This window comes from Xanthomonas euroxanthea, assembly GCF_903989455.1.
Lineage (GTDB): Bacteria > Pseudomonadota > Gammaproteobacteria > Xanthomonadales > Xanthomonadaceae > Xanthomonas > Xanthomonas euroxanthea.
In genome coordinates this window covers 3,862,440-3,887,216 of record NZ_LR861803.1, presented here as the reverse complement: position 1 = coordinate 3,887,216, position 24,777 = coordinate 3,862,440, and the positions used below count along the sequence as shown (strand labels likewise).

At 65.9% G+C, this 24,777-nt stretch carries 21 protein-coding genes and 1 other RNA gene; 10 read left to right on the top strand and 12 right to left on the bottom strand.

The features are described 5' to 3' along the window. Nucleotides 1-79: 79 nt before the first annotated feature. A complete protein-coding gene (locus H7A86_RS16230) occupies nt 80-697 on the bottom strand; it encodes an HAD-IA family hydrolase (RefSeq protein WP_119130998.1) in 618 nt (205 codons plus the stop codon). 297 nt (nt 698-994) lie between these two features. On the opposite strand from H7A86_RS16230, the gene H7A86_RS16225 reads away from it, so the two are divergent. The 6 genes from H7A86_RS16225 (at nt 995) to azu (ending at nt 7,704) form a co-directional block, all read left to right on the top strand. Then, nucleotides 995-3,277, top strand: a complete 2,283-nt coding sequence (locus tag H7A86_RS16225) for a TonB-dependent receptor (RefSeq protein WP_180708165.1) — start codon at nt 995-997, stop codon at nt 3,275-3,277. Nucleotides 3,278-3,364: 87 nt separating this feature from the next. Further along, on the top strand, nt 3,365-4,972 hold the full coding sequence (locus H7A86_RS16220) for a flavin monoamine oxidase family protein (RefSeq protein WP_180496753.1): 1,608 nt from the start codon (nt 3,365-3,367) through the stop codon (nt 4,970-4,972). Beyond that, nucleotides 4,969-5,394: a c-type cytochrome gene (locus tag H7A86_RS16215; RefSeq protein ID WP_119131000.1), complete on the top strand. Its 426-nt coding sequence runs from the start codon at nt 4,969-4,971 to the stop codon at nt 5,392-5,394. The genes H7A86_RS16220 and H7A86_RS16215 overlap by 4 nt, the downstream gene beginning before the upstream one ends. A 32-nt stretch (nt 5,395-5,426) precedes the next feature. After that, nucleotides 5,427-5,930 carry a RidA family protein gene (locus H7A86_RS16210; protein WP_119131001.1) on the top strand — a complete coding sequence of 168 codons (504 nt, stop codon included), beginning with the start codon at nt 5,427-5,429 and terminating at the stop codon, nt 5,928-5,930. Between the two features lie 30 nt (nt 5,931-5,960). Beyond that, nucleotides 5,961-7,163, top strand: a complete 1,203-nt coding sequence (locus H7A86_RS16205) for a pyridoxal phosphate-dependent aminotransferase (protein WP_119131002.1) — start codon at nt 5,961-5,963, stop codon at nt 7,161-7,163. Between the two features lie 91 nt (nt 7,164-7,254). Beyond that, a complete protein-coding gene (gene azu / locus H7A86_RS16200) occupies nt 7,255-7,704 on the top strand; it encodes an azurin (RefSeq protein WP_119131003.1) in 450 nt (149 codons plus the stop codon). A gap of 306 nt (nt 7,705-8,010) precedes the next feature. Here azu and H7A86_RS16195 read toward each other — a convergent pair whose 3' ends face one another. Together H7A86_RS16195 and hemL are read right to left on the bottom strand one after the other, a co-directional pair. Next, the gene (locus H7A86_RS16195; RefSeq protein WP_119131004.1) at nt 8,011-10,779 is read right to left on the bottom strand and encodes a winged helix-turn-helix domain-containing protein; all 2,769 of its coding nucleotides are present in this window, start codon (nt 10,777-10,779) and stop codon (nt 8,011-8,013) included. A gap of 487 nt (nt 10,780-11,266) precedes the next feature. After that, on the bottom strand, nt 11,267-12,556 hold the full coding sequence (hemL, locus tag H7A86_RS16190; RefSeq protein WP_104584063.1) for a glutamate-1-semialdehyde 2,1-aminomutase: 1,290 nt from the start codon (nt 12,554-12,556) through the stop codon (nt 11,267-11,269). Nucleotides 12,557-12,863: 307 nt separating this feature from the next. On the opposite strand from hemL, the gene H7A86_RS16185 reads away from it, so the two are divergent. After that, complete coding sequence (locus tag H7A86_RS16185) at nt 12,864-16,043, top strand: TonB-dependent receptor domain-containing protein (RefSeq protein WP_180707920.1); 3,180 nt, start codon at nt 12,864-12,866, stop codon at nt 16,041-16,043. Between the two features lie 1,059 nt (nt 16,044-17,102). On the opposite strand, the gene thiE is transcribed toward H7A86_RS16185, so the two are convergent. Next, the gene (gene thiE / locus H7A86_RS16180) at nt 17,103-17,726 is read right to left on the bottom strand and encodes a thiamine phosphate synthase (protein WP_119131006.1); all 624 of its coding nucleotides are present in this window, start codon (nt 17,724-17,726) and stop codon (nt 17,103-17,105) included. Nucleotides 17,727-17,749: 23 nt separating this feature from the next. Here thiE and H7A86_RS16175 point away from each other — a divergent pair, with 23 nt between their 5' ends. Continuing rightward, nucleotides 17,750-17,989 carry a rubredoxin gene (locus H7A86_RS16175; RefSeq protein WP_047124717.1) on the top strand — a complete coding sequence of 80 codons (240 nt, stop codon included), beginning with the start codon at nt 17,750-17,752 and terminating at the stop codon, nt 17,987-17,989. A gap of 98 nt (nt 17,990-18,087) precedes the next feature. Here the strand turns inward: H7A86_RS16175 and H7A86_RS16170 are convergent, their stop codons facing one another. The 8 genes from H7A86_RS16170 to H7A86_RS16135 form a co-directional block, all read right to left on the bottom strand. After that, complete coding sequence (locus tag H7A86_RS16170) at nt 18,088-18,969, bottom strand: SirB1 family protein (protein WP_104584728.1); 882 nt, start codon at nt 18,967-18,969, stop codon at nt 18,088-18,090. Nucleotides 18,970-19,009: 40 nt separating this feature from the next. Beyond that, nucleotides 19,010-19,459: a DUF192 domain-containing protein gene (locus H7A86_RS16165; protein WP_104584730.1), complete on the bottom strand. Its 450-nt coding sequence runs from the start codon at nt 19,457-19,459 to the stop codon at nt 19,010-19,012. Nucleotides 19,460-19,622: 163 nt separating this feature from the next. Next, the gene (gene rpiA, locus H7A86_RS16160) at nt 19,623-20,270 is read right to left on the bottom strand and encodes a ribose-5-phosphate isomerase RpiA (protein ID WP_104648848.1); all 648 of its coding nucleotides are present in this window, start codon (nt 20,268-20,270) and stop codon (nt 19,623-19,625) included. A 96-nt stretch (nt 20,271-20,366) separates the two neighbouring features. After that, nucleotides 20,367-20,837 carry an EVE domain-containing protein gene (locus tag H7A86_RS16155; RefSeq protein WP_180707919.1) on the bottom strand — a complete coding sequence of 157 codons (471 nt, stop codon included), beginning with the start codon at nt 20,835-20,837 and terminating at the stop codon, nt 20,367-20,369. Then, nucleotides 20,834-21,424 (bottom strand): 5-formyltetrahydrofolate cyclo-ligase, encoded by a 591-nt coding sequence (locus H7A86_RS16150; protein ID WP_104648849.1) that lies wholly within the window; start codon nt 21,422-21,424, stop codon nt 20,834-20,836. Before H7A86_RS16150 ends, H7A86_RS16155 begins: the two co-directional genes overlap by 4 nt. Nucleotides 21,425-21,694: 270 nt before the next feature. Then, a non-coding RNA gene (ssrS, locus tag H7A86_RS16145) (6S RNA) lies at nt 21,695-21,879 on the bottom strand. 96 nt (nt 21,880-21,975) lie between these two features. Further along, nucleotides 21,976-22,275, bottom strand: coding sequence for a cell division protein ZapA (locus H7A86_RS16140; protein ID WP_104584736.1), 300 nt, complete (start codon nt 22,273-22,275; stop codon nt 21,976-21,978). Further along, entirely contained in the window at nt 22,272-22,493 is a 222-nt protein-coding gene (locus H7A86_RS16135) for a TIGR02449 family protein (RefSeq protein WP_024938110.1), read from the bottom strand. The genes H7A86_RS16140 and H7A86_RS16135 overlap by 4 nt, the downstream gene beginning before the upstream one ends. A 237-nt stretch (nt 22,494-22,730) precedes the next feature. Here H7A86_RS16135 and H7A86_RS16130 point away from each other — a divergent pair, with 237 nt between their 5' ends. Together H7A86_RS16130 and H7A86_RS16125 are read left to right on the top strand one after the other, a co-directional pair. Then, nucleotides 22,731-23,273 carry a YecA/YgfB family protein gene (locus H7A86_RS16130; protein WP_024938111.1) on the top strand — a complete coding sequence of 181 codons (543 nt, stop codon included), beginning with the start codon at nt 22,731-22,733 and terminating at the stop codon, nt 23,271-23,273. Between the two features lie 13 nt (nt 23,274-23,286). Beyond that, nucleotides 23,287-24,657, top strand: a complete 1,371-nt coding sequence (locus H7A86_RS16125) for an aminopeptidase P N-terminal domain-containing protein (protein WP_119131007.1) — start codon at nt 23,287-23,289, stop codon at nt 24,655-24,657. Nucleotides 24,658-24,777: the final 120 nt, after the last annotated feature.

The following is a 24,777-nucleotide window of genomic DNA, read 5'->3' as shown; positions in this document are numbered from 1 at the left end:
GTTCCGCGATGCTCAACGATTCCCGATTCCCGATTCCCGATTCCCCAATCCCCAATCCCCAATCCCCAATCCCGGCCCTTCACCCCAGCCCATACCGCTTCAACACCCGCCGCAAGCCGCGCGCATCGCGCACCGTGTCCGCATGCAGGCCGGCGGCACGTGCGCCGCGCACGTTGACGAACAGGTCGTCGATAAACAACGTGCGTGACGCGGCCGCATCGAGCCGGGCGAGCGCGCGCTGGTATACCGGCAGCTCCGGCTTGCGGCCGCCGAGGGCGCCGCTGCACAGCACGCGGCCCTGCAATAGCGGAAACAGCGCTGGCACGATCCGCTCGATCGCTTCCGCCATCAACGGCCCGTTGTTGGTGAGCACCGCCACCGCGGTCGTTGTCGACACCGCCAGTACCTGCGCCACTACGGCCGGCTCGGCGCGGCATGCCGCCACGCGCGCATCGATCCAGGTGGCGCGATCGATCACGCAGCCAAGCCCCTCGCCGAGCTGCGCCAGATAGGCCGACGTGTCGATCACGCCGGCATCGTAGGCGCGCTCCAGGCCCTGCTCGAACAAGACCTGTTGCACACGTTGCGGCGTGCATCCCGCCGCACTGGCAAGCGCAGCCAGACGACGCGGCCGCGAATAGCTGGCCAGCACGCCGTCGAAATCGAGCAGTAACAGGGACGGTGCGGCAGGCGGCATGGGTGGACTCGGGATGCGGCTGCGCAGCGTTGTCGATTCGGCGCGGCATGGCAAGTGCGCAAGACCTGGTATGTCCGGATGCCGGCAGGTGGGTGGGGACAGTCCCTATTCAGATCGTTGAATCCGGTCGCTACCTACCCACCCGCGCCGCCCCTACCCTCCGCGCGGCGCGTGCAGCGGAACTGTGCTGGGTATGGTCGATGCATGCCGCATCCGCGGTGTCAGCCGGTCTTGGGGAGCGGGCCCGGTCACTCAGCACGTCACACCATCCAGGGGGTCGATTGCATGCGCAAGCGCTTGAACACCGATCAACTGGCGGCGTCGGTTGCCGCCATTCTCACCACCGCCACGCGTGGTCGCACGCTGGCTTCGATGACCTTGGTGCTGGCTGGCGCCCACAGCCTGCCGGTCCTGGCACAGGAAGCACGCACGCTGGACGCGGTCAGCGTGGTCGGCACCGGCTCCACGCGCACCACCGCCTCCATCTCCGTCGACGACATCCAGGCACAGGTGCCCGGCGTGGCACCGCAGCAGCTGCTGGCGAGCCTGCCGGGCGTGAATGTCCAGACCACCGATCCGTTCGGGCTGTACGAGTTCGGCGACTCGATGACCATCCGCGGCTTTTCCGCCAACCAGATCGGCGTGACCCTGGACGGCATCCCGATCGAAACCTTCGACACCCGCGAAGGCGGCCCGATCACCCGTTACGTGTCCAGCGAGAACCTGCTCGACGTCACCGTGTCGGCCGGCTCCGGCGATGTCACCCAGCCTTCGTACCACGCACTGGGCGGCGCGATCCGTTACACCAGCCTGCCACCGAAGGGCGGCGACAGCTGGAGCGGCAACCTCACCCAGACCATCGGCTCGGACGATCTGGTGCGCAGCTTCATGCGCCTGGATACGCCGGACTGGTGGGACGGCGGCCCCAGCGCGTATCTGTCTGCCTCGCGCACGCAGGGCGGGGTGTGGGACATGGAGCCGGCCACGCAGAAAAGCGATCACTTCGAAGCCAAGATCCGCCAGGCCTGGGACGTGGGCAGCCTGACCCTGGGCTGGATCTACAACAACCGCAAGGACTACGACGTGCAGTCGTACAACTCCGACGGGTCGGTGTCGTGGGATCTGCATGAACGCATCACCGGCAATCCGGAAGTGGATGCCGAGCATTACAGTGAATGGCAGAACGGCCGCCGCGATTCGCTGCTCAGCCTGCACGGCGATTTCCTGTTCAACGATGCGATCGGTGTCACCTTCACCGGCTACTACGAAAACAAGCATGGTTATGGCGTCGGCGGCACGCCACCGAGCACCGCCACCGGCCTGTACAACGACGCCATCGCCGGCACGCCGGGTCGCACCGATATCGCCATCAACGACCCGCAGATCGTCGATGCCAACGGCAATGTCATCCGCGTCGGTGCGATGACCCGGCGCGAGGAAATCATGGGCGGCGATCGCTACGGCGTAACCAGTGCAGTGTCATGGGAGACCGAGCACAACAAGCTCGAAGTCGGCGCGTGGTACGAAAACTACGACTTCGATCAGGTGCGCCCGCTGTACAACCTGGACCCGGCCACCGGCGCGCTGCTGAAGGGCTCGCTGCCGATCGTGGTCTATTACGACAATCACTTCTCCACCGAGGTGAAGCAGCTTTACATCAAGGACACGCTGCGCCTGCTCGATGACCGGCTCACCATGGAATTCGGCGCCAAGGGGCTGGATGTCAAACGCGATTACAACGGCATCGCCAATCTCGATGATTTCAATGTCGGCGTGCGCCGCGACGTCACCATCAAGAACAGCGACTGGTTCCAGCCCCAGGTCGGCGCCAGCTTCCAGCTTGCCGAGGGCGTGCAGGTGTTCGCCAACTACGCGGAAAACTTCAGCTCGGCACCACGGCTGGCGCTGACCTCGGGGGCATTCAATCCGGATATCGCGCCGGAGGAATCCACCAATATCGATATCGGCATCCGCGCCGAATCCAGCCAGTGGAGCGGCTACATCGCTGCCTACAAGATCGATTACGAGAACCGCATCATCGCGCTGACCGACCCGGACCCGCTGGTGGTTGCGCCCACCGTCTACGCCAACGTCGGCGACGTGCAGACCTACGGGGCGGAAGTGTCCGGCATGTGGAAGCCGGCACCGGGCTGGCGGCTGGGGGCATCGCTGACCTGGAACAAGTCCGAGTTCCAGGATAACTATTTCGGCCCGGTCAGCGGCAGCCTGGTGCAGGTGGAAGGCAACGACGTGCCGGACTCGCCCAAGGTGATGTTCAGCCTCAACGGCGGTTGGGACGGCGAGCATTTCTTCGCCAACCTCGACACCAAATACACCGGCAAGCGCTACGGCGACACGCTCAATACCGACCAGGTCGATGCCACCTTCATCGTCAACGGCAGTGTCGGCTATCAGGGCGAGGATGCCGGGTTTCTGGCCGGTGGGCGGCTGCAGTTGTCGGTCTACAACCTGTTCGACAAGGACGATGCGATCGGCGCGGTGTTCCCGAACGAAAGTTCCGGTTCGTACCAGTTGATCGCACCGCGCCAGCTGTTCGCCAGCCTGGCCTACAAGTTCTGAGGCAGTGATGTGGCCGGCAGCGTTGCCGGCCGCGCCATCGGTGGTGTCCGTCGGACTCGATCCATGACATGCAAGGACTAAGCGTTGATGCAAGGCAATCACTCTGGGGCGATGACACGGCGGCAACTGCTGGCGCGCATCGGCATGACCGCTGGCGGCGCGATGATGTATCAGGCGATGAGCAGCCTGGGCATGGCGGCCGAATCCGATTTCAAGGGACCGTTGCAGCTGGATGGCGACCCGAAGGGCGCCTCGGTGCTGATCCTGGGGGCGGGGCTGGCCGGCATGGCGGCGGCCTTCGAACTGCGCAAGGCGGGGTACCGCGTGCAGTTGCTGGAATACAACGACCGCCCCGGCGGGCGTAACTGGACGCTGCGCGGCGGCGACCGCTACACCGAACTCGGCGGGGCGATGCAACATTGCCAGTTCGACGACGGGCTGTACCTCAATCCGGGGCCGTGGCGCATTCCGCATCACCACAAGGCGGTGCTGGGTTACTGCAAGCAATTCGGTGTGGCCCTGGAGGCATTCAACCAGGTCAACTACAACGCGCTGTTGCACAGCCAGCATGGCTTCGGCGGCAAACCGCAGCGCTTTCGCGCTATCGATGCCGATTACAAGGGGCACGTGTCCGAGTTGCTGGCCAAGTGCACCCAGCAGCAGGCGCTGGACACCACCGTGAGCCGCGAAGACCAGGAAGTGCTGCTGGAATCCCTGCGTACCTGGGGCGCGCTCGACCACAAGTTCGGCTACGTCAAGGGCAAGGACAGCAGCGAGCGGCGCGGTTTCGCGCGGTATCCCGGCGGCGGCCTGTCGGGCAAGCCGGAGTTCTCCGATCCCTTCAGCGTGCAGGACGTGCTGCACTCGCGTCTGTGGACCACGCTGGCGGCCGGCAACAACTACGAAATGCAGACCACCATGTTCCAGCCGGTGGGCGGCATGGACCAGATCGGCAAGGCATTTGCGTCCCGGCTCGGCGATGCCATCACCTACAACGCCAAGGTCACCAGGATCGATCAGGATGGCAACGGTGTGCGCGTGTCCTGGCAGGACGCCGCGCACGGCGGCGAAGAACGCATCGCCAGCGCCGATTGGTGTATCTGCACGATTCCGTTGTCGGTGCTCAGCCGCATTCCGGTCACCGCCAGTGACGCGATGACCACCGCGATCGGCCAGGTGCCGTATGCGGCATCGGTGAAAGTGGGCCTGCAATTCAAGCGCCGCTTCTGGGAAGAGGACGAAGCCATCTACGGCGGCATCAGCTACACCGATCTGCCGATCACCTTGATCAGCTATCCCAGCACCAACTATCACAGCCCCGGCAAGGGCGTGCTGCTCGGTGCGTATGTGTGGGGACTGGATGCCTACCAGTTCACCTCGATGTCCCCGGAGCAGCGCGTGCGCAAGACGGTCGAATACGGCACGCAGCTGCATCCGCAGTATCCGCGCGAGTTCGAGAACGGCATTTCGGTCGGCTGGCACCGCGTGCCGTTCACGCACGGCTGCTTCGGCATGTGGAGCGAGCAGGCGCGTGCCGAACACTACACGCCGCTGTGCCAGATCGACGGGCGCCTGGCGCTGGCCGGTGAACACGTCTCCTATATCCCGGCCTGGCAGGAAGGCGCGATCTTGTCCGCGCACGACGTCGTGGGCCGTCTGCATCGCAAAGTGCTGGCCGGAGGAGGTCGCGCATGAGCCTGTTATCACGGTTGGCCGCGGCCAGCTTTGTCGTTGCGATGGCTGCGTTGCTGGTGCCGCCAGGCACATACGACGCGCGGGCGCAGAGCTCCGATGCCACCCAGCTGTTTCCGCAGCAGGGCTTTGCCAAGGCATCCGGCCAGGAGGTCTACCAGGCGATCTGCCAGGGCTGCCACATGCCGGGCGGGCGCGGTGCGCAGGGCGCGGGCGAATATCCCGCACTTGCCGGCAACCCGAAGCTGGCCGCCGGCCCCTACGTCACCATGATGGTGCTCGACGGCCATGCGGGCATGCCCGGCTTCGGCGCCATGCTCAACGACCGCCAGGTGGCCGAGGTGGTGAGTTATGTGCGCACGCACTTCGGCAACGATCACGCCGAGCGCGTCACCGTCGACGACGTCAAATTGCTGCGCCACTGATTCTCCCTTTCTCTCTCATGCAAGGAGTTGCCATGTTCCGTCCAGTGACCACCGTTCTCACTGCTGCCCTGCTGTGGTCTGCAGGCCTTGCCGCTGCGCATGCGGCCGACGTGGTCCGCCACAAGATACCCAACAGCGATTTCCCCATTGCTGCTGCCGTGGAGATTCCCGCCGGCAAGGCCACCGTCTACGTCAGTGGCAAGGTGCCGGCGGTGGTGGATGCCAGTGCGCCCAAGGACTCGATCGCCGCCTATGGCGACACCAAGGCGCAGACGGTAAGCGTGTTGAACCAGATCAAGCAGCAACTCGCGGCGCTCGGCCTGGGCATGGGCGATGTGGTGAAGATGCAGGTGTTTCTGGTCGGTGATCCGGCCATGGGCGGCAAGATGGATTTCAACGGTTTCATGGACGGTTACCGCCAGTTCTTCGGCACCAAGGAGCAGCCCAATCTGCCGGCGCGCTCGGCCTTCCAGATCGCCGCGCTCGGCAATCCGTTGTATCGGGTGGAAATCGAAGTGGTCGCCGTTCGTCCTTGAATCCGTGCTGTCGTCCTGCTGGAGGTTGTCATGAAAACTGCTCTTTCGCGTCGCATGTTTCTCCGCGACTCCGCGCTGTTTGCCGGCGCCGCCGGTGCGAGTGCGCTGCCGCTGCTGGCCGGTGCCGCCGAACGCTCCGCCGCGATCGCGCCGACAGCGGCCGGTGCGTTGTCGCCGGTGATGATCGGCTCCAACGAGTTTCCCGATGGCCCGTCGGCTGCTGCGGTCAAGGCCATCGCGCAGATCGCGCCGCAAGGTGGACGCTACCTGCGCGATGTGCAGATGGAATTGATGGATACCCTGGCCGCCGAGCTCAAGCTGCCGGTCAACCACCTGATGGCCTACGCCGGTTCCACCGAACCGCTGGACTACACGATGCTGGCGTTCACCTCGCCCAGCGCCGCGCTCGTCACCGCCGATCCCACCTACGAATCCGGTTGGCGTGCCGCTACCCGCAACGGCGCAAGACTGATCAAGGTGCCGTTGCGCAAGGACTTCTCGCACGATGTGCAGGCGATGTGCGCCGCCGACGCCAGCCCCGGCGTGATCTACATCTGCAATCCCAACAACCCCACCGGCTCGGTCACCGCGCGCAAGGACCTGGACTATGCACTGGCGCACAAGCCCAAGGGCAGCGTGCTGGTGGTCGACGAGGCCTATATCCACTTTGCGCAGAGCACCAGCAGCGTGGTCGACATGGTTGCCGCGGGCGAGGACGTGGTGGTGCTGCGCACCTTCTCCAAACTCTACGGCATGGCCGGCATCCGCCTGGGCTACGCGGCCGCACGCCCGGACCTGCTGGCCAAGCTGATGTTCTACAGCGTCAACAGCCTGCCGGTGACCGCGGCTGCCGCAGGCCTGGCCAGCCTGCGCGATCCCGCACTGGTGCCGCAGCGGCGCGCACGCACCGCGGCCACACGCAAGGACGTGATGGCGTTTCTCGCCAAGCAGGGCTATGCCTGCACCACCTCCGAGAGCAACTGCTTCATGGTCGACGTGAAGCGGCCGGCCGCCGGCTTCAAGGACGACATGGCCACCCATGGCGTGTTCATCGGACGCAGCTGGCCGGTGTGGCCGACCTGGTCGCGGATCACCGTCGGCACCGATGCGGAGATGGCGCGCTTCAAGCAGGCCTTCGTGCAGGTGATTGCCGGCAAGCGCGGCCCACTGCCGCTGCCGGAGGCCACGGCCGATGTGCATGATCCGATGGATGCTTTTTTCCGCTACGCATGAGGCGTTACTCTGGCAACATCGGCGCATGCAGATGCGCTGGTGTGACCAGGCGCGCTGGGCGTCGCGCATCCCTTATTGCAGGAGTGTTCCTTTGAAAGTGTTTTCGACAGTTGCCGTGATTGGATTGGTGCTGCTGGCGCCGTCGGCATGGGCGCGCACCTGCGCGGTGACCATCACCGGCAACGACCAGATGAAGTTCGACCAGAGCGCGATCAGGCTGGCACCCGACTGCACGCAGGTGGACCTGACGCTCAAGCACTCCGGCAAGATGGCCGCCACGGTGATGGGCCACAACTGGGTGCTGACCAAATCCGCCGACTTCCAGGCAGTGGCCAATGCCGGCGTACGCTCCACCATCGCCGACAGTTATCTGCCCAAGTCCGACGCGCGCGTGATCGCACACACCAAGGTCATCGGCGGCGGCGAGAGCACCACGGTGAGCTTTCCCACCAGCAAGTTGAGCAAGGGCGGCGATTACACCTTCTTCTGTTCGTTCCCCGGCCACTGGGCGATGATGAAGGGCACGCTGAGTTTTGGATGAGGTATCAGCTGCCGCAGGCGCGTGGCCGCGGCAGGAGCGATAGGCGAGGGAGCTGGCACGCGGTCACGCCGCGTGCTCCAAGCAATCGTGAGCGGAGCGGACGGCAGCGCCAGCGACCGTCGTAGACGGTGCGCGGAGAACTGCGCTTAAAGGAAGGCGCGCTGTTGTGGCAGGCTCCATGTGTTGTCGTGACCGGGCCGCTTCTGGATGCCGAGATAGACCAGCTTGCCGCCGCGTGCAGGTGTCATCACCGCCTCCGGCCGCCCGAAGTGGCGTCTTGCCGCGCGTTAGCGCCGTAGCTGGAGGTCAGCCCGGCACCGTTTCCGAATTGCCTGGTGGATCGGCTGCGCGCAACAACCCGCGTTGCAAGGCCTGCGCCAACGCGCTTTCGCGGCTGCGTGCATCCAGCTTGCGATAGAGATTCTTCAAATGGAACTTGACCGTGTTTTCCGACAGATGCAAACAGCGTGCGATCTGCTTGTTGGAATACCCACGTGCCAGTTGCGCGAGCACTTCCAGCTCGCGTTCGCTGAAGATGTCGCCGGCCGGGTCTTCGTCGCCGCTGAGGCGTTCGAGCAGGGCCTGGATGGTGAGTGCGCGGGTGGTGCCGCCGACGGTATGCGGGTCGTGCTGACGCAGCGAGCGCAGCATCGCCTTGGCCGGCAGCCCGAGTTCGACGATCGCCTGCCAGCTTTGCGTCAATGCCACATGGTCGAGCGCGCTATACAGGTGCGGTAGCGCCGCGACCAGTTCGCCGCGTTGCTGCAGCACCAGGGCGATGCGCGCGCGGGTGCGCGCAAGGTGGCACAGGTTGTCGTTGGCCAGGCAGGCCTGTTCGATCTGGCCCAGGATGGTCAGCGCGGCGCTGCTGCGTCCGGCCAGCCGATGCCAGCGTGCCAGCGCAAAGCCCATCGCCGCGCGATCGCGCCAGCGGTGGGGCGAGCGCAGCGTATGCGCCAATCCGGATTCGCCGCCGGTGCGTGCGATCAGCACATCGATGGCGGCATTGCCCGGATGCTCCAGCAACAGCATCAAACGCCATGCTGCAGCCAGTTCCGACAGGCGCGTCAGCTTGCGCCCGTGCGCGATCTGCTCGACGTGTTCGAGCAGCGCCAAGGCACTACGCCCGCTGTGGTCGCGCACACGCTCCAATCCCAGCGCGGTGTCGTAGGCGGCGGCCAGCACGTCCATGCCGCCATCGTGCTGTTCCAGCAATTCCAGTGCCGGATGCAGCAGGTCGGCCGCGTCGTCGTGGTGGCCGCGTTCGTAGTGCAGTTGTGCGAGCAGGCACTGGCCGGCGGCCTCCAGCACGCGATCCAGCTGCGGGGAGCGGGCGCACCAGTGCAGGGCCTGCCGGTAACAGGCTTCGGCGTCACCGAGCTGTCCGCGATAGAAAAAACTCTGGCCCAGCGCCAGCAGCGCCTGGCCCGCGCCTGGTTCGCTGCCGCCGCGCTGCATCGCATCGCGTGCGTTCAGTGCGTAGCGTTCGGCAGTTGCAAAGGCACCCTGCGCAATGGCGGTGGTGGCACAGATGCACAGCAGCATGCCGCGGCCCAGGTGGTCGTCCTCGTCCAGCGCGGAGGCTTGCGCGGCGATCTGGGTCAGGCCATGCGGATTGCCGCAGATCTCGTCGAGGCGATCGCGCAACAGCGCCACCACCACCGTGTAGTCGCGTTGCAAGGGCTCGCGCAGCGCAGCCGGAAAGTCGCGGAAGCGTTCCAGCAGCAGGCGCGCATGGCTGAATTCGCCGAGCTTCGCGTGCAGATGTGCCTGGGTGAGATTCAGCGCCGGGGTGTCGCGGATGGTGCGGTGTTCGAAATGCCGCAGCAGTGCGCGTACCGCGTGCGTGCCGTGGGTCAGCACTAGTTGCCAGGTACCGGCGCGCGCGATGTAGCTGGCGGCCAGGTCGCCGCAATCGGCACGCGATGCGTGCCGCACCGCGTCGGCCAGGTACCGATGATCGCCAAACCAGCGTGCGGCCCGTTGATGCAGTTGCGTGGCCTGGCCGGGATGTTCGCGATCGAGCAGTTGCTGCAGGAAGTCGGCAAACAAGGGGTGATAGCGGAACCACTCGCGCTCGCCATCCATGGGCACCAGCAGGCCGTGGAAATGTTCCAGCCGCGCCAGCAGCCGGCCGCTGTCGTCGCACTGACGCACCGCATCGGCCAGCGCTGCGTTGACGCGCTCCAGGGGGCTGGTCCGCAACAGCAGGTCGCGCGTGTCGGCATCCAGGTCGTTGACCACCTGCTCGGCCAGATACGCGGCAATCTGCGCGCTGCGGCCGGAGAAGCGCGCGGCCACCTCCTGTTGACGCTGCGCGCCGCCTTCCAGCCACAAGCGCGCCAGATGCAGCGCCACCGGCCAGCCTTCGGTGTAGCGCAGCAATTCGTCCACGACCGGCGCCGGCACCTGGGGGCCCAGCAACGCCTGCGCTTCGGGTTCATCCAGTGCCAGCTGCGCGCTGCCGAGACGGCTGAGCTGCGCCTGCAGGTCCAGCCGCGCCAGCGGCAGTGCCGGTACGCGCCGGGTCGCCAGCAACAGGTGCAGACGTCCGCCGCCGTGTTCGACCAGGCGCAGCACCAGCTCGTCGACGATGCCGCTGCCGAGCCGGTCGTAATCGTCGAGGATCATGCTGATGCGCCGGGGCGCCGTGCGTAGCGCGCGGAGCAGCACCGTCACCGCCTCGCGCGGATCCTGGTCGCGGTTGTGCAGCACCGCCGCACACAGTGCCGGATCGGCGCCTGCGTGCTGGAGCGCCAACGCCAGGTGGCCAAGGAAGCGCGCGGCATCGGTGTCCTCTTCGTCCAGCGACAGCCAGGCCACGGCGTGGTCGCGCGCGCGCAGCTGCGCATGCCACTGCGCCAGCAGTGTGGTCTTGCCGAATCCGGGCGGTGCCAGCAGCAGGGTGAGCGGCCGGGCTTGCGCCTGATCCAGCGCCGCCAGCAAGGTGCTGCGCACCACCGCTCCGGGACGCGGCAGCGGCGGCTCCAGCTTGCTGGCGAGCAGCCAATCGGGAACAGCGGAATCGCGCGGCGGTGAGGGGCGCGGCGTGAGCAACGCAACAGGCTTGAGCATGAGGCGAGGGCGGCCCTGGCAAGCGTCGGCAGCGCGCCGGCTCGACACGCTGCAGATCGTGATGAAACAGCGGCGATGCACAGGCGTCACCGTGACCGGCGACAACGTCCATCGGCTGCTTCGAGGGTCCCCACCCATGCCCGTCCATGGACACCTTTCAGAAAGGTATGACAGCCACAAGACAAAAGCAAAGCCTGTCGCTACGCCGCCGCCTGAATGGAGCCTGCGGTGGCGCAGGGTACGCGGCACCGCTAGGAACGGCCGGGCCCGTCTGGACGTCATGGAACCGGCTGCAGCGCCGGCGCCGCGCCTGTTCAGCGTCGGCGCGGGCCTAAACAGGCGTCTCAGGCCCGCACCGATGCCGGGCGTCTTGCGCGGCCAGCGTCACCAGCGGCCACCGCGACGCAGGCGATGACACCTCACTTTCAACGCACCACAAAGGTCAGCGTTGCCGGGCCCGTCGCCGGCAACGCAACGCCTGGATGCCTCAGTGCGCCACTTCCGCAAACGCCTCGCGCGCGGCGGCCAGCGTGGCATCGATCACCGCCGCATCGTGCGCGCTGGACATGAAGCCGGCCTCGTACGCCGACGGCGCCAGATACACGCCCCGCTGCAGCATCGCGTGGAAGAAACGGTTGAAGGTGGTGATGTCGCAGGCGGTGGCTTGCGCGTAGCTCTCCACGATGTCGTCGGTGAAGAACAAGCCGAACATGCCGCCGACCTGGTTGGTGGTGACGGCAACGCCGGCGGCGCGCGCGGCATCTTCCAGTCCCTCGCACAACACGCTGGTGGCCTCGCTCAGGCGGGCGTGGAAGCCCGGCTCCTGCACCAGCTCCAGCATTGCCAGGCCGGCCGCCATCGCCACCGGGTTACCCGACAAGGTGCCGGCCTGGTAGATCGGGCCGGCCGGCGCGATCTGCTCCATCAAGTCGCGCCGGCCACCGTAGGCGCCCACCGGCATGCCGCCGCCGATGATCTTGCCGAAGGTGCTCAGGTCCGGGGTCACTCCGTAGTGCGCCTGCGCACCGCCCAGCGCGACGCGGAAACCGGTCATCACCTCGTCGAAGATCAGCAGCGCGCCGTGCCGCGTGCACAGCGTGCGCAGGTGCTGCAGGTAACCGGCCTGCGGCGGAATGCAGTTGGCGTTGCCGACCACCGGCTCGATGATCACCGCGGCCACGTCGGCGCCGATCTCGTCGAACATGGCGGTGGCGCCTTCGAAGTCGTTGAAGGAGAGGGTGGCGGTCAGCTCGCTCAGGCCGGGTGGCACGCCCGGCGAGGTCGGTACGCCCAGGGTCAGCATGCCGCTGCCGGCCTTGACCAGGAACGAGTCGCCATGGCCGTGATAACAGCCCTCGAACTTGATGATGCGGCTGCGCCCGGTGGCGCCGCGGGCCAGGCGCACCGCCGACAGCGTGGCTTCGGTACCGGAATTGACCATGCGCACCATCTCGCAGGACGGCACCAGCCGATGGATCGTCTCGGCCATGGTGACCTCGGCCGCACATGGCGCGCCGAACGACAGGCCATCGCGGATCGCGCGCTCCACCGCTTCGCGTACCGCGGGGTGATTGTGGCCGGCAATCATCGGCCCCCACGAGCCCACGTAATCGATGTAGCGGTTGTCGTCCACGTCATACAGATACGGGCCATCGGCGCGTGCCACGAAGAACGGCTCGCCGCCGACCGACTTGAATGCACGCACCGGTGAGTTGACGCCGCCGGGCAGCAGCGTCTGCGCCTGGGCGAACAGGGCGTGGGAGCGGGTGTGGTTCATGCGCGCAGATCCTTGAGTGGTACCGATTGGGGGCGGCGCTGCCCGACTGCGGGCGGCGCACCCGCCATTGTCAGGCTTGCGGCCCCCGTCCGCCTACCCACCAGATGCCTGCCTACCCGTCGGAGCGCACGGGTAGGGCGATCCGGCTGCCTATGATCGAACGTAAGGGTATCGACGGTTTGGCATGAGCAAATGACCGGTGGTCATTGGTCTGCTGCGGCAGATGTTCAGAGAGTGTGATTCCGGTAGCCATTGGCGCCGTTCATTTTTGTCGCGTTGCCGACAGTTCCAGACTTGGGGAGAAAACATGAACCGTAGTATCCAGAAGCGTGCCTTGGCGTTGGCACTGGTCGTGGCCATGGGGAGCGTCCACGCGCAGTCCACCAGCGGCAGCATCGTCGGCAGCGTGGGACAGAGCAGCGGCACCAGCGTGCTGGTGGAAAACAACAGCGGTTTCAGCCGCGAAGTGCCGGTGGATGCACGCGGCCGGTACACCGCCGGCAATCTGCCGCTGGGCACCTACAAGGTCACGGTCAAGCGCGATGGCGCGGTGGTGGAAACCCGCGAAAACGTCGCGATCACCGTCGGCGCCAACACCGACGTCTCGTTCGCTGCCGCTTCGGGGAGCGGCATGCAGACCCTGGACAGCGTCACCGTCACCGCCGCGGGCCTGACCACCATCGACGTCAGCAGCGTGGACACCCGCACCGTGGTCACCGCCGAGCAGCTGCAGCAGCTGCCGCTGGGCCGCACTGCCGAGGCAATCGCGCTGCTGGCACCGGGCGTGGTGGTCAACAGCGGCGGCTTCGACAATGGCCCGCTCGGTGGCTCGCTGCCCAGCTTCGGCGGCTCGGCCGCCAGCGAAAACGCCTATTACCTCAATGGGTTCAATACCACCACCATCAGCAACAACCTGGGTGGTCTGACCCTGCCGTACGGCGCCATCGACCAGCAGGAAATCTTCACCGGCGGCTATGGCGCGCAGTACGGCCGCGCCAATGGCGGCGTGATCAACCAGATCGGCAAGCGCGGCACCAACGAGTGGAAGTTCGGCGCCGCCGTCATCTGGGAACCCAATGGCCTGCGTGCCAATCAGCGCGATATCTACTGGCGCCCGGACAGCCAGGGCAGCGCGATCAACAACGCCGCCTACCGCTATGCGCGCGCGGCCAATGGCCTGTACCAGCCGGCCAGCGAGGCCGAAGCCAATCAGACCACCTACAGCGCCTATGTCGGCGGGCCGATCATCCAGGACAAGCTGTTCTTCTTCCTGGCTGCCGAGCAGGTGGATTCGGACGGCGTACGCGTCGGCACCAATCGCGACACCGACAACGGACGCACCGGCGGCCTCACCGATTACGACTACAAGCAGAAACGCTGGTACGCCAAGGTGGATTGGAACATCACCGACAACCACCTGATCGAGGTGACCGGCGCCAGCGACGAGGCGGAGACCAACGGGTCGATCTACCGCTACGACTACCTGGCGCGTGAGCGTGGCAGCTATATCACCAACGATGCGACCTGGAAGACCGGCCCGACGCTGTTCACCGGCAAGTACACCGGCTACCTCAGCGACAACCTCACCGTGACCGCACTGTACGGCAAGATGAAAACACCTGATGAGCTGACTCAGTACAACTACAACGCTGAGGATGGCCCGTTCATCGACAGCACCGCATTGCAAAATCCTGCCTACACGGGCGGTACGCCGATAGAAGGACGGCAGCCGGTAAATACCGCGATCACTTCGCCTGACCGTGCCTACAAGAAGGACAATCAGCGTCTGAACCTTGAGTGGCGGATTGGCCACCACACGCTCAACTTCGGTATCGACAACCAGAAATCCGAAGGCATCGACGTTGGCTCGCAATTACGCGGTCCCGGGTATTCGTGGACATATGGTCAGACGAACGATCCCTATGGCCTAGAGAATGGTGGATTGATTAGCCAGTCGGCCAACGAAGCCGGCGGCATCGGCGCGCCGAGCCCGGGCCTGGTCGATCCGGTCAATGGGTCCAGCGGCTACTACGTGGTGCGCAACATCAACACCAGCCTGTACTCCTACGAGGCCAAGCAGCGTGCCTACTACATCGAAGACAAGTGGCAGGTCACCGACAACCTGTTGTTGAGCATCGGCCTGCGCAAGGACGAATTCACCAACTACACCCCGTTCGGCGACCCGTACATCGAAGTGGATAACGCCTGGGCGCCGCGCCTGGGCTTCAGCTGGGACGTCAACGGCGATTCCAGCCTGAAGGTGTTTGGCAACGTCGGTCGCTACTACCTTGGCCTGCCGCTGTCGGCAGTGAGCCTGTTCACCCCGGCCACCACGACCGATACCTACTTCACCTATAGCGGCATCAATGCCGATGGCACGCCGGTTCTGGCGCAGCAGCTGGGGTCGGCGGTGTCGGCCAACTCGCGCTTCGGCCGCATCGCCGATGTGCGCACTGCAGTGGTCAAGGACATCGAGGGCGAGAACCAGGACGAAGTCATCCTCGGTTTCACCAAGCAGCTGGAGACCGGCTGGGTGCTGGGCGTGCGCGGCACGCATCGGCGCCTCAATGCGGGTATCGACGATCAGAACTACGACGTCTCCAATACCGCATTGATCGCCGCTGCGGCCGCGCAGGGCGTGACCATCGATTTCTCGCAGGTTGCCGGTGCATCGCTGATCAATCCCGGCCAGACCAATACCTGGGGCGTGATCGGCACCGATGGCCAGTTCCATGAAGTATCGGTGAGCCGCGAAGCGGCGGGTTTCCCAAAGTTCAAGCGCAACTACTCGGCAGTCGAGTTCAACCTGGAACGTCCGTTCGACGGCAAGTGGTACGCCAAGGTCAACTACGTCTGGTCGCATAGCTACGGCACCACCGAGGGCCAGGTGCGTTCGGACCTGTGGCGCACCGGTGGCGCCTTGGGCAGCTATCAGGGCCAGGCCTCGGTCTCCACCACGCAGAGCTGGGACCACGCGGCGCTGATGGAACACTTCAACGGCGATCAATCCAACGATCACCGCCATCAGCTCAAGTTGTTCGGCTTCTACCAGTTCACTCCGCAATGGGGGGCGTCGGCCAACTTCAGCCTGATCTCGGGCGCGCCGCACAATTGCCTGGGCAACTACTACGGCGACAACTACACCGGCACCGATCCGGCCGGCTACGGCGGCAGCGCGATCACCGGCGGTCCTTACCACTACTGCTACAACCCGGAAACCGGCACCGGCGTGGCATCGCCTCCCGGCTCGCAGGGGCGGCTGGGCTGGATCGCGCAACTCGACATGGGCGTGACCTACAAGCCGGCATTCGCCGCCGGCAAGCTGGCACTGCGTTTCGACGTGTTCAACATCACCAACGAGCAGACTGCAACCAACATCTATCCGTTCTCGCAGCTGCCCGACAACACCACCAATCCGCTCTGGGACCAGGTCGTGGCCTATCAGGCGCCGCGCTCGGGCCGGGTGACATTGAGCTACGACTTCTGATCGAGGCAGGTAATAAGGTTAGCGCCGGCAGCGACGCGTGATGGCACGCGTCGCTGCCTTGTTTTTGGCGTTTGGGTGCTGGCGCTCAAGCCGCTCAGTCATCTGACGTACGACGCGCGGCAGGTGTAGAGCGGTTGATCTGCGGCTTGGCTGCAGGGCCCTTGCCCGCCCACCGTCGCGGGACACGCCGCAAGTACGTCCGTGTAGGCTCTTACGCGGCATCCATGCCGCGTAAGGTCCCGCGACGGTGGGCGGGCAAGGACCTGTCGAGATGGTCGGTGTGCGTGGTCAAGAGCGGAGCATGACGTGCGCTGGTCGTATCACGTTGCCTCAGGAAATCCCGCATCGCAGTTCCAGCGGCATGCAGGCTTTCCACAAGCGCACTCCGAGTTTCTCACTCAACGCAGGTCTCGCAACACCCAGGGTTTGCCTGACCACCGACCAATTGCCTGGTGCGGTGTCCTCGCCGATTGCGGGACTCCTGGCGGCCTGGATGCCGCCACGCAGCCTCCAGGGACGGATGCACGGCGCGTCCCGCGAGCGGTGAGGGCACCGCGAACACGACGCTGCGAGTTGGCTGCACGGCCCTTGCCCGCCCACCATCGCGGGACGCGCCGCAAGTACGTCCATGTAGGCTCCGGCGCGGCATCCATGCCGCTCAGGGTCCCGCGACGGTGAGCGGGCAAGGACCAATCGAGATGGTCGGTGTGCACGGTAAGAGCGGTGCTGGATGCGCCTCGTTGGATCGTGGAGCAACGGCTTCACGTCTTAATGCATACCGCACGAGAGACAGCTTTTCACAAGAGCGCCGACCAACTGTCTGGTGCGGTGTCCTCACCGATTGCGGGACTCTTGGCGGCATGGATGCCGCCATGGAGCCTCCAGGGACGGATGCACGGCGTGTCCCGCGAGCGGTGAGGGCGCCGCGCACTCGACGCACTCGGCTTGTGACTGCATCTGATAAACGACGCTTCGACTCGAATCCCGGTTTCTTGTGTCTTCGCATGCGCGTGTCGCCGGTAACTTCTGTTATCTGTTGTCTGTTACCTGCAAGCCACGCTACCGTGCAAACCCGGCCCGATAGGCCTGTACTGCCGCGAGCGGATCCGGCGCGGCATAGACGCCGCTGACCACCGCAATCAACTCGGCGCCCGCAGCCACCAACGCGGGCACCTGCGCAGCCGCGATGCCGCCAATCGCCACCCGTGGTACTCCCAGCGCTCCAGCTTGCTGTAGCAACGCAGGCGTTGCGCGACGTGTCGTCACCTTGGTGGTGGTGGGGAAGAACGCACCGAAGGCCACGTAGCTGGCACCGGCCGCGACCGCAGCGTCCGCACGCGCGATCTCGTCATAGCACGACACTCCGATGATGGCCTGTTCGCCCAACAGCGCACGCGCGGCCGCCACCTCGCCATCGTCTTCGCCCAGGTGCACGCCCTGCGCGCCCACCTGCAGTGCCAGCTGCGCATCGTCGTTGATGATCAACGGCACGGCGTGCGCGGCGCAGGCCTCGTGCAGCGCACTGGCCTGCTCCAGTCGCAGCGTCGCGCTGGCCTGCTTGTTGCGGTACTGCAGCCAGGCGACAGCGGGCAGCAGCGGCAAGGTGCGCGCGAGCAGGCGCGCAGTGTCGGGTTCGTCGGGTGTGATGAGGTAGACGCCGCGGGCGTTGTGCAGGTCGGGCATGGCAGCGCTTCCGGAAGCGGTGGGTGGGATGGGACAATGCAGTCCCACCGTTGCGTGACCGCGATTATCCGATGAGCGAGACATCCACGACCACCTACCGCACCTGGATGTGCGTCGTCTGCGGGTTTCTCTACCACGAGGCCGACGGCATCCCCGAAGAAGGCATCGCCCCGGGCACCGCCTGGCAGGACGTTCCCGACACCTGGACCTGCCCCGATTGCGGCGTGACCAAGGACGATTTCGAGATGGTCGAGATCGACTGAGGCGCTGCCCGTTCAGCTGGATTGGTGCGTTTTGCGCGCCACAACATCGCCTGCCTCCATTCGGGCGGGCGCTGATGACGACGCGGCAAGCTGTGGTTTCAGTGCGCGCGCGCGCGCTGACTGCTCAGCTCGACCAGGTGCTCATGCAGATTGGTCGCATCCTGCGCGCCGGGATTGAGCTGCAGGTAGCGCGACAGATCGTGGCGTGCGCCGTTGCGGTGGCCCAGATGCAGATAGGCCATGCCGCGATCGCGTAACGCCTCGGGCTGGTCCGGCACCAGCTTCAGGATGCGGTCGGCGCTGCGCGCGGCGCGGTCCCAGTGCTCGGCATCGGCGTAGACGCCGTGCAGATTGCGCAGGATACGGATCAGGATCGCGCGGTGCGGCGCGGGGTCGAGGATCTGCGCCAGGGCGCGGTCGTCGGGAATCTCGCCCCCCAGATGTGGGCGCGCACGCTCGCGCAGCTCGTCCACGCCCAGCGGGCGGCCGCCGTTGAACGGGTCCATGACCAGCACGCCGTCGTCCACCGGCAAACGCACCAGGAAATGCCCGGGAAACGACACGCCCGCCAGCGGAATGCCCAGCCGGCGCGCGACTTCGATCTGCACCATCGCCAGCGAGATCGGGTTGCCCAGGCGGCGCTCGAAGACCTGGTTGAGGTAGCTGTTGCGCGGGTCGTAGTACTCGTCGTGATTGCCCGAATAGCCCAGCTCGTCGAACAGATAACGATTGACCGCGGCCATCTTCAGCGGCCACAGGTCGATCGCCTCCACCTCGCGGCGCAGATGCTCGACGTGGCTTTGCACCAGCGTGTCGTACAGCTCGGCGTCCAGCTGCGGATACTCGTCGCGCGCGATCAGCAGCGCGGTGGACATCAACGGCACGGCGTCGTCGTCCAGGCTGGCGAGTGCGGTCCAATGGGGAAGTGGGAGCATGTCGACCATGCTGCCAAGAGTGTCGGCAACTGGCGCGTGGTTCAAGTCCGGTACTTCCTGACAGCAAGGGCCTGCGGTGTGAGATTTACTTGAGCTTTGGGATGTCCGGGCTCAGGGTCAATGTGGCGCCGTCCTGCAGGTTGATCCTGGCGGCCTGGCCGGCGTTGAGTTCCAGCACGTAACGTGCCGGGCGCTTGCTGGGGTAGGGCGGGCAGGCATCGCCGGCCGAGCAGGGGGGCACGTCGCGCTGCTGCGAGACCAGCCGGCGCTCATTGTCGAAATACAGGATGTCCAGCGCGATCTTGGTGTTCTTCATCCAGTACGCCAGCGGTTCCTGGCGGTCGTGGACGAACAGCATGCCGTGATCGTCCGCCATCGCATCGCGAAACATCAGGCCCTTGGCGCGATCGGCATCGTTCTGCGCCAGCTCCACCTGGTAGCGGGTACCGGCCAATTCCACCCAGCTGCCGCCGCTGCTGGCGCAGCCGCCGAGCAGGATCAAGGACGCAAGGGCGAGGAGGCGAAGACGGCGCATACGGCATACCAGCGGGCGGGGATGCCGCACCATCTGCCAAGCGGCCGCGTGCGTCAAGCGGCTGTGGCGTGTTGAGCGGATCATTGCGTGCAATCAGGGCCCGCTCGCCATTACTTCGCAATGCGGGCCGGAAATGCGTGTGCGCGTGCCCGTGTGCGATCGCTCAGATCACCCGCGGCGGCTCGCCGCCGACGATCACCACATCGGCCGGGCGCCGCGCGAACAGGCCCACGCAGACCACGCCGGGGATCTGGTTCACGCTGCGCTCCAGCGCCACCGGGTCGGTGATCTGCAGGTTGTGCACGTCCAGCACCACGTTGCCGTTATCGGTGACCACGCCATCGCGCCATACCGGCTGGCCGCCGGTGAGCGCCAGGATCTGCCGGGCCACCAGGCTGCGTGCCATCGGAATCACTTCCACCGGCAGCGGGAACTTGCCCAGCACCGGCACCTGCTTGCTCGGGTCGACGATGCAGATGAAGCGTTCGCTGGCCTCGGCGATGATCTTCTCGCGCGTCAACGCAGCGCCGCCGCCCTTGATCAGGCAGCGGTTCGGGTCGCACTCGTCGGCGCCATCCACATACAGCGACAGATTGCCGGTGTGGTTGAGGTCCAGCACCTCGATGCCATGGCGCCGGAGTTGCGCGCTGCTCTGCTCGGAGCTGGACACCGCGCCCTTGATGCGATGGCTGATGCGGCCCAGGGCATCGATGAAGTAGGCCACCGTCGAGCCGGTACCGACGCCGACGATCATGCCGTCTTCCACGTAATCGATCGCTTTTTCGGCGGCCAGGCGTTTTGCTTCGGACATGGGTAAGAGCTCGGGATTAGTGATTGGGGATTCGGGATTCGTCAAAGCGGTGCAACGCGGGCGGGCAATGGGCCAATCCCCAATCCCCAATCCCGGCTATTCCATCGCCAGCAGCAATTTCCACTGCGCGGCGGTCACCGGCAGGATCGACAGGCGGTTGCCGCGGGCGATCAGCGGGAAGCCTTCACCCAGCGCATCGGCCTGCTGCTTGATCTCGTCCAGTGCGATCGTGCGCTTGAGTTTGCGTTCGAAGGCCACGTCCACCAGCATCCAGCGCGGATCTTCGCGCGTGGCCTTGGGGTCGTGGTAGTCGGACTTGGGATCGAACTGGGTGTTGTCCGGATACGCGTCGCTGGCGACCTTGGCGATGCCCACGATGCCCGGCACCTTGCAGTTGGAGTGGTAGAAGAACACTCCGTCGCCGACATGCATGCCGTCGCGCATGAAGTTGCGTGCCTGGTAATTGCGCACGCCGTTCCACGGCTCGGTGCCGACACGCTCCAGATCATCGATGGAAAACGTGTCCGGCTCGGACTTCATCAACCAGTAGCGCTTGCGGGCAGTCATACGGAAACGGCGTCGTCCTTCAGGAAGGTGGCGTGTTCGGTGCAGATCGCATCCACTGCCACGTCCCAGGATTCGGTGGGCAAGGTGGGCAACTGCTGCGCGGCGAAGCCGGCGCCGACCAGCCAGGGCGGCGGCGTCTGGCGATGCCGGAACGCGAAGCTGCGATCATACCAGCCGCCCCCCATGCCCAGCCGCCGGCACTGCGCATCGAAACCGGTCAGCGGCGTGACCACCAGCGCCATCTCCTCGGCTGCCAGCAGGTCGGCGCGTTCCACGTCCGGCTCGGGGATGCCGTAGCGATTGCTGACCAGGCCCTGGCCCGGCCGCCACGGCGCAAAGCGCAACACGCGCCCGTCCAGCACAGGCAGGCAGTAACGCACGCCGGCCGGCAGACTCAGTTGCCAACGGTGCAGCGCGATTTCGCCATCCATCGCCCAGTACCCGGCCACCGCACCGGTCTGCGGCGCAAACGGCAGCGCCAGCAGGCGCTCGGCCAGCGCATCGGCGGCTGCCAGTCGCTGCGTCGCCGGCAGGCTGCGGCGCAGCGCGCGCAACTGCTGGCGCAAGGCGTCTCGGTCGTCGGTCATGGTGTCTCGCAGCGATAGGCGGGCCGGTATTGTCGATGGCGTGGATGCGCCTGCCTAGTGCGTGTGTGTCGACGGATTTCCAGCTCCTGCACGGCTCTGGCCTGTCGCTGAGCGCATGCGCGTGAAGCGGTGGCTGGGTTGCGCGTCGCGCATGCGCGCATCATGTCCGGGCGCAGTGATCGCCGCAGTGGCGTGGCCACGCTGCGTGCACATGCCGGATGTTTCAGGCACACAAAAAGAAACGGCGCCCGAAGGCGCCGTTTCAGATTTGCATTCTCCGCCGTGAACGATGCGGGCGAAACGACCTTGAACCCGGGGTTCAAGTGGGGACGTTGTGAGGCCATCGGGCTTCCCGCTACAAGGCGGACTTGCACTCCCGGCTTCGTCGCGCCCCCGTGGTCGTAATTAAGGGACAAGGCGAATGTTTTGCACGCTGTCGTTTACAGCAGAGAACGCAGGTGAAGTATAGACCTCTGCTGCGCGATGGCTAGCCCATTCGTCGGCCGGCGCAATTGAAAGTTCATATTTGCGACGACAGTGCGAACCGCACCTCAACGCGGTGTGTCGGAGACGCTGTCCAGGCGACGATTCAAGCTGTCCAGCGTATTGGCCAATTCACGGTCGTAGAGCGCTTGCTGCTCGCGCAGCTGTTGCAATTCGTGCGCCAGATTGAGTGCGGCCAACACCGCCACGCGATCTACCGCCGCCATGCGATTGCTGCCGCGAATCTCGCGCATGCGCAGATCCAGCAGGCGCGCCGCGGCGGTGAGGCTCTCGCGTTCCTCGGCAGTGACGCCAACCGTGTATTCACGATCCAGGATGCGCACGCTGACCGGCTCGTTGGTGCTCACGTGTGCTGCTCCAGGGATTTCAGGCGGACGATCATCGCTTCCACGCGCGAGCGCGCCTGCTCGTTCTTGGTCAGCAGCTGCGCGCGCTCGCCGATCAGCTGTTCCTGCTGATGGCGCAGGCTGCGGTTCTCGTCAGTCAACCGCTGGCTACGCTCGACCAGGGCCTCCACACGGGCGGCAAGTGCGCGGATCTGGGCGAGGGCAGCGGCGTTGTCCATCTGCTCACGATAGGGGCGCGCGCGCGCGCCGGTCAAGCGCCCGGTTGCCGCCCGCTCACCTGCCGTCGGGCCAATCCCGACAAGGGCTGCCACGGGCCTCGCCCCAGCCGGCGTCATGTGCGTGGAACGCTGCATGGAACGTACCGCTGGCGGCCGATGCAGGGTGCCTTGATACACTGTGGAGTCACATCGCCGGCGCCCGTGCCGGTACCTTCCGTTCTCAGCCTGGATGACCCGATGGATCTGCCCGATGTAACCGCCGTGCAAAACGAAAGTCGCCAGCTGGAGCTGGCTTCCTCCGCAGCGGAGTTGCATGGTGGATTGTGCGGGTGGCTTTCCGGCGGGGGTGCCGACAGCGGCGACTGGCTGGCGCGCATCCTGGCCGACACCGCGCAGGTGGCGCCCAGGCAGGGAGGGGCGCTGGACCAGATGCGTCAGGCCACGGTGGCGCAGCTGGAAGACCGCGATTTCGCCTTCGAGCTGCTGTTGATCGACGACGGTGCACCGCTGGCGGCGCGCACCGATGCCTTGTTCGACTGGTGTCGCGCCTTTCTGGGCGGCTTCGGCCTGGCGGCGCAGCAGCGCCCGGCACTGACCGAAGAGGGCGAGGAGGCGCTGCAGGACCTGGCGCGGCTGGCGCAGGCGTCCAGCGACGATTTCGATGCCGCCGATGAGGACGACACCGCCCTGGCCGAGATCGAAGAGTTCGTGCGCGTGGCGGTGCTGCTGCTGCATGGCGACTGCGTGATGGGGCCGCGCTTCCGCCAACGGTTGAACTGACCGCGTCTGCGCCATGAAGAAGCTCACCGGGATCGGCGCGGCCGAGTACGCGCGTCGGCGCAAGCAACTGATGCAGATGGCCGGCGATCAGGCCATCCTGATCCTGCCGGCCGCACCCGAGCGGGTGCGCAGCCACGACACCCACTACCCGTACCGGCAGGATTCGGATTTCTGGTACCTGAGCGGCTTTCCCGAGCCGGAGGCGGTGCTGGTGCTGGTGCCGGGCCGCAAGCATGGCGAGGCGATCCTGTTCTGCCGCGAGCGTGATGCCGAGCGCGAAGCCTGGGATGGCCCGCGCGAGGGCCAGGAAGGCGCGGTGGAGCGCTACGGCATGGACGATGCGTATCCCATCGACGATGTCGACGAGATCCTGCCGGGCCTGCTGGAGGGGCGCAGCCGCGTCTATTACCACTTCGGGCGCGACGTGGATTTCGATCTCAAGCTGATCGGCTGGCTCAAGCGCGTGCGCGAGCAGGTGCGCCACGGCGCGCAGCCGCCGCACGAATTCCTCGAGCTCGGGCATCTGCTGCACGAGCAGCGGCTGTTCAAATCGCGCGACGAGATCGCGTTGATGCAACACGCTGCCGACATCAGCGTGCGCGCCCATCGCGCCGCCATGCGGATGGCGCGGCCGGGCATGCATGAGTACGAACTGCAGGCCGAGGTGGAGCGCGCGTTTCGCGCCGCCGATGCATGGCCGGCGTATGGCAGCATCGTCGGCACCGGCAGCAATGCCTGCGTGCTGCATTACCGCGCCAACAATGCGCGCAGCCGCGATGGCGAGCTGGTGCTGATCGATGCCGGTGCCGAATACCGCGGCTACGCGGCCGATATCACCCGCACCTTCCCGGTCAACGGCCGTTTCACCCCCGCGCAACGCGCGCTGCATGATCTGGTCGGCGCGGCGCAGGCTGCCGCACTTGCACAGGCGCGCCCCGGCGTGGCCTACGAAGCCGGGCATCTGGCCGCGGTGCAGACCCTGACCGAAGGGCTGCTGCAGCTGGGCCTGCTCAAGGGCAAGCTGGAGCGCAACATCGCCGATGGCCATTACAAACGCTTCTATCGCCACAAGACCGGCCACTGGCTGGGGCTGGATGTGCACGATGTGGGTGACTACCGGCTGGCTGGCGACTCGCGTCTGCTCGAGCCCGGCATGGTGTTCACCATCGAGCCGGGGCTCTATATCTCCGCCGACGACACCACGGTGGAGGCCAGGTGGCGCGGCATCGGCATCCGCACCGAAGACAATGTGCTGATCACCGCCGACGGCCATCGGGTGCTGACCGATGCCTTGGCGCGCAGCGCCGAGGAGATCGAAGCGGAGATAGCAGATCGCGACGCGTTGGGTGCAGAGCGCGGCAACGCCGACGGTGAGCGGACCTGACGCGGATCGTTGCATTGCGCTGCAATGCAACGCGCGCGCTGCAGATGGTGTTCCGATTGCCCGGCGCGTGCGATTGCGCCGGCGTTGTTACTCAAGACACGCTCTGCCCGGCGCCGCACA